The following is a 5,173-nucleotide window of genomic DNA, read 5'->3' as shown; positions in this document are numbered from 1 at the left end:
TGAACTTGACCGTTTTTTGCGGTGGAGCTGAAAAATGCCGAATACGGCGCATGGCCGAAACCCGGTTCGTGGAACGATTCGGTTTACACACAAATTGGCTGGATGGGTGTACAAAAAGGAACGACGTTTACACCAAGTGCTCCTTGCCAGTTATCGGCGAAGCAGTATGCGTACATGTCGCTTTGGTGCATGATGGCATCGCCACTCTTTTTTAGCGGCGATATGACCAAACTCCATGAGTTTACCCTTAATGTGTCATGTGATCCTGAAGTGATTGAAGTTGATCAGGATACATTGGGAAAGTCGGCGTAGGTCATCCGAAAAAACGCTTCTACGAATGTCATGGTAAAACCTTTGTACGACGGATCGTGGGCCGTTACATTGTTTAATCAAGGAAACTATGTTTGACCTGAATGACGGAAAAAATACTATTGAACTGATTTGTCAGGGTTTTGCTATCATCCGTTTTTTGCCTGACGGAAAATTGAAAAGTTTGGCCTGTGTAAAATTCAAGTCATTGAAAATTAATGATAAAGAGGTGTTGAGTCTTGATAAATCATCTGATGTTTGTGTTGACTTTAAAAACGGAAAATATGACATCAACATTATCGGAAGCGATACAAAACTTGTAAATATTGATATCTTAAAGAGATGAAAAAGTTTCCATTTTATTCACTCCTGTTACTCCTTTTCCTTTTTTCGGAGAACCCCGTATTTGCAGGAAACAAATCGCTGGTGCAACTTCAGGTAAACTGGCCTGAATATTTATCGAAGCACGATCTGGTATGGAACAGGATACCCGAAAATTACTATGAGGGAGCTTATGTGGGCAATGGTTTGCTCGGAACGATTCTATACAGGGACAATCTGAAGGAGAATACGATCCGTTTCGAGATCGGGCGCTGCGATGTGTACGATCATCGTTCGATAGCCAGTGGTTTTGATCCATTCAGCAGAGTACGACTACCCATTGGTCAGTTGCTTTTAACGCCGGCAGGAGATATTCAAAAGTCCAGCTTCCGCACTGATCTGTGGAATGCCGAAATCAGGGGAGAAATTATTACCACTAAGGGACGCATCACTATTTGTTGCTATGTTCCTTCCGGCGAAAAGGTCATCATTCTCAAATTGAAAAGTGACCAGGGAGAAAGAACAGCTTCGTTAACTTTCCGTCCTGAGCAGGGCGATTGTTCAAGGGTAAGGTTGAGGCCCTCGCCGGGAATGACCTATCAGCATAATCCTCCTTTCAGGGTTGAAAAAATCAATGGAATAGAAGTTGTCACGCAGCCCTTATGGGTTGGAGATGATTATGCCACTGCCTGGAACGAAGTTCAGGAACCGGACGATACCCGCTCGGTTTACATTACGGTTGCCAACCGTTGGGCTGAGAAACATAGCCCGGGAAACGGTTCTGCAGCCGATGCTGTGGCAACCATAGAAGCGGCACGAAAGAAAAATGAAGTGGCTGTACAAAAGGCACACCGCCAGTGGTGGCACTCCTTTTATCCGGCCAGTTTTGTTACTTTTCCTGACCCGAGACTTGAAAGTTTTTACTGGATTCAGCAATATCGTTTGGGCAGCGCCGGACATCCAGATCAACCACCTATTGACTTGTTGGGCCCTTGGTATTTGCCTACGGTTTGGCTCAGTCTTTGGATGAACCTGAATGTCCAGCTTACCTATTACACCGCGGGAGTATCGAATCACCCGGAAATGGAAGAACCGCTTTATCTGCTTCTTGATCGCCACGCCGGAAAACTTAACCTTAACGTGACAAAGGAATTCCAAAACGACTGCGCTGCAATTCTTAATCCGGCAGGATTCGATGACCTTTCCGGAAATGTTTACCTGACTAATGACACGGCTTCGGTTAAACCGATGAATATCATTGTGCTGCCGTGGCTAATGCATCAGTATTTCATACATTACCGATTCAGCATGGACGACCAACGGCTGCGTGAACATGTCTATCCATTGATGAAAAAGACATTCGCGGTTTACCTCCGCATCCTTTACAAAAGCAGCGATGGGAAATATCATCTTCCGCTGACTTTTTCCGATGAATATGGCGATGACAAAGATGTGAGCATGAATATTGCTTTGGCTCGATGGGGTTTCCAAACCCTTATTTCATGTGCCGAAAGGCTTCAAATCAAAGACCCAGATCTGCCTCGATGGAAAGATGCTTTAAGTAATATGGTTTATTATCCGATTGATGAACGCGGGATTATGATTGGCAGAAACACCCCGTTTGCAAAGCCTCACCGCCATTACAGTCATATATTTGCCATTTTCCCGCTGTACGAAATGAACATCGAAAATCGTCCTGACTTGATTCCGATGATGAAAAAAACGGTGCAAAACTTTACTTCATTGGATGGAGATAACTGTATGTTTAAATTTTCGGGAGCTTCATCTATATGGGCAGCACTTGGTGATGGGAATGAAGCCTTGAATTGGCTCAATCGTTCCCTTAAAATATTGCCGGGTAGAATTCCAACTGTAACATCTAATGGTTTTTACAGCGAAGCAGGTTGGCCTACTTTCGAATCGCCAATCTCATCGTGCCGCGCCGCACTCGATATGCTCATTCAAAGCTGGGGCGGCAAAATACGGATATTCCCAGCCCTGCCTGATGAATGGAAAGATGTTTGTTTTCATGATCTACGGGCAGAGGGGGCTTTTCTGGTTAGCGCAGCAAGGGAGGCTGGAAAAACGAAATTTATCCGGATAAAAAGTTTAGCGGGAGAACCTTGCATTATAAAATGTGACCTGGAAGGTAAGATCAAACTGATTGCCCCGAAAACAGTTCTCCTGAAGAAAAGAAATAATGAAATAGCCCTGAACCTGAAAAAAGGAGAGGAAGCCATTTTGTATGTTGGGGAAAAACCTGATAATTTTATCATTCATCCTCTGTCAATGGTGGGTAAAAAATTTAATCAATGGGGGGGAATGCTGCAAAATTAAGGTTTTGCAAGTCTGATTTTCCATATTGATTGAGGTGTTTTTGTGTTGAAATTAAATTTTATTAGTATGATAAATCGATATTTTATTTTTGTTTTGGTTATCATTGGAATGTTCCAGTTTAAAATTGCGACTGCTCAAAATCCAATCATCACTCACATTTATGCGGCTGACCCATCCGCCCATGTATGGCCGGGCGATACTACTATGTTGTGGTTGTACACTTCGCACGACACGCCGGGCACCAACCACCATGCTACCATGTTCGATTACCATGTGTTTTCAACCAAAGACCGGGTGAACTGGACAGATCATGGACGGGTACTTTCAGTAGATGATGTTTCGTGGGCTGTGGATTATGCCTGGGCCATTGATTGTGTTTTTCGCCACGGTAGGTATTACCTGATTTTTTGTATGCACGAGCTGAAAACTGGTATTTTTCGCACGGGTATTGCAGTGAGCGATGTTCCGCAGGGACCATTCAAAGATATTGGTTTTATAAAAGGCGTGGAATGGGGTCAGGATCCTGCGGTTTTTACTGATGATGATAACCGGGTTTACCTCTATTGGGGTTGTGGCGGAAGCTGTATGGCTGCCGAATTAAACGACGATCTGTTATCGATTAAACCCGAAACAAAAGTGAACCTGAGTAAGCAGTTGTTTGAAGTATTTGAAGGTCCGTGGGTGCATAAATTCAACGGCAAATATTACTTGTCGTACCCGGCTTTACCCAAGGGAAACTGGCCAGAAGAAATGTATTATGCCATGGCCGATAAACCGCTCGGCCCATATACATTTAAAGGAAATTACATCCCGAAATTCCAGGGACAGGCTGGTACGAATCATGGGTCTATTGTTAAATTTCAGGGTAAATGGATTGCATTTCACCATAGCGCAATAGTTTCGAGAGGCAAAAGTGAAGTGCGAAGTTTGATGGCCGACTGGCTGGAATACAATCCCGACGGAACCATTAAACCAATTGTTCCCAGCCGTGCCGGAATTTCGGACGGAGTGCCAACGCATTGCCGGATTTTCCTGGAAGCCGAGAATGGATTACCCTCAGGAGGCAAACTGGCCGGAACACATGTGGAATCGTCGGTTAAAGATTTTTCAGGCAAAGGCTATGTGACCGGTTTTGATAAACGATACAATTACGTTCAGGTGCTGGCGCAGGTGGGCGAAGACATGAAAGCAAGGCTGAAAGTCCGCCTCTCGGCTGATCAGAATTTTGCCGCCGATATTTTGATCTGGCCAAATATGCTCGATGGCTGGAACGGTACTAAACTCAAGAAAACCAATGGCTGGGAAACCGTTGATCTGGGCGAAGTTCAGTTGCACCAGGGCGATAACCTGATCAGGATAAATTCACATCAGGATGTAAACCTGAGGATTGATTATTTCATTCTTGAACCAATTACCAAATAAATAGCCTAACGAAACATTTAAACCATCATAAAATGACAGCTCGTTTTCTGAAATTGAAACTTCTTTTTATCTTAATAAACCTCATTTCTGCCGCTCATTCACAGGTGGGCAATACTGTTGACTGGCCCAAATGGAAAAACTATAAAGATTAAGGCATGAGAATTAAGTGAATAATATACAGACTTCACTATGCCAATTAAATAAAATGTACCGGCGGTTTTTGCGAAATATTATCGGTAGGGAACTTTAAAAAATCGGTTAATAAAAGATTGTAAATTTCACTGTCTGCTATACACCTTTTACTTTGATTTTTTTCTTAGCTGTATCGCCGGGCTGTGATTTAAGCGTATCGACAGATACTTTTTTCTCAACCAGGGTCATCCCGCATTTGGGGCATTTCCCGGGTTTATTACTGATTACTTCAGGGTGCATGGTACAGGTATAAACCACTTTGGTCTGGGCCGCCTGTTCATTTGCCTGGGCACTTTTGGGATTTTGTGAACATCCGTACACAAATGATATGGCAGCTATAGCCATCGACATAATAAAAATCTTCGTTTTCATAAATATTGAAATTTAAGTGATGGATTTATAGATATTTGTGCTTTATGGTTCAACTTTGTCCATATCAAATGTATAAAAGATAGCTAAAGTGTTATGTGTTAATCATCATTTTTAAGCCGATTTTCAATATCCATATTTTGATGTAAAATTCTGATGATTTCCATAATATTGTCTTCTGTTTTCTTAAAAAAAATCAAATGAGATTTGACTTTTGACATTC

The 5,173-nt window shown here is 42.7% G+C and carries 6 protein-coding genes; 4 read left to right on the top strand and 2 right to left on the bottom strand.

Going from position 1 to position 5,173, the window contains the following annotated elements:
* Positions 1-102: 102 nt before the first annotated feature.
* From Q8907_12420 to Q8907_12405, 4 genes are all read left to right on the top strand, one after another.
* The gene (locus Q8907_12420) at positions 103-312 is read left to right on the top strand and encodes a hypothetical protein (GenBank protein ID MDP4275075.1); all 210 of its coding nucleotides are present in this window, start codon (positions 103-105) and stop codon (positions 310-312) included.
* A gap of 88 nt (positions 313-400) precedes the next feature.
* Positions 401-655 (top strand): hypothetical protein, encoded by a 255-nt coding sequence (locus Q8907_12415; GenBank protein MDP4275074.1) that lies wholly within the window; start codon positions 401-403, stop codon positions 653-655.
* Complete coding sequence (locus tag Q8907_12410) at positions 652-2,967, top strand: hypothetical protein (protein MDP4275073.1); 2,316 nt, start codon at positions 652-654, stop codon at positions 2,965-2,967. Before Q8907_12415 ends, Q8907_12410 begins: the two co-directional genes overlap by 4 nt.
* A gap of 66 nt (positions 2,968-3,033) precedes the next feature.
* Positions 3,034-4,389, top strand: a complete 1,356-nt coding sequence (locus Q8907_12405; GenBank protein ID MDP4275072.1) for a family 43 glycosylhydrolase — start codon at positions 3,034-3,036, stop codon at positions 4,387-4,389.
* A gap of 288 nt (positions 4,390-4,677) precedes the next feature.
* Here the strand turns inward: Q8907_12405 and Q8907_12400 are convergent, their stop codons facing one another.
* Both Q8907_12400 and Q8907_12395 read right to left on the bottom strand, forming a co-directional pair.
* Positions 4,678-4,953, bottom strand: coding sequence for a heavy metal-binding domain-containing protein (locus Q8907_12400; GenBank protein ID MDP4275071.1), 276 nt, complete (start codon positions 4,951-4,953; stop codon positions 4,678-4,680).
* Positions 4,954-5,051: 98 nt separating this feature from the next.
* On the bottom strand, positions 5,052-5,173 hold a 122-nt coding region (locus tag Q8907_12395), incomplete at its 5' end, for a type II toxin-antitoxin system RelE/ParE family toxin (protein MDP4275070.1).

This window comes from Bacteroidota bacterium, assembly GCA_030706565.1.
In the GTDB taxonomy this organism is placed as follows: Bacteria; Bacteroidota; Bacteroidia; order Bacteroidales; family JAUZOH01; genus JAUZOH01.
Note: the sequence above shows the minus strand (reverse complement) of the source record. Positions and strands in the feature narration are given on the sequence as shown.

Bases quoted from the DNA above. Each gene is read 5' to 3' on its own strand.
- Q8907_12420 (MDP4275075.1), top strand. From the start codon at position 103: ATGGGTGTACAAAAAGGAACGACGTTTACACCAAGTGCTCCTTGCCAG.
- Q8907_12415 (MDP4275074.1), top strand. From the start codon at position 401: ATGTTTGACCTGAATGACGGAAAAAATACTATTGAACTGATTTGTCAG.
- Q8907_12410 (MDP4275073.1), top strand. From the start codon at position 652: ATGAAAAAGTTTCCATTTTATTCACTCCTGTTACTCCTTTTCCTTTTT.
- Q8907_12405 (MDP4275072.1), top strand. From the start codon at position 3,034: ATGATAAATCGATATTTTATTTTTGTTTTGGTTATCATTGGAATGTTC.
- Q8907_12400 (MDP4275071.1), bottom strand. From the start codon at position 4,953: ATGAAAACGAAGATTTTTATTATGTCGATGGCTATAGCTGCCATATCA.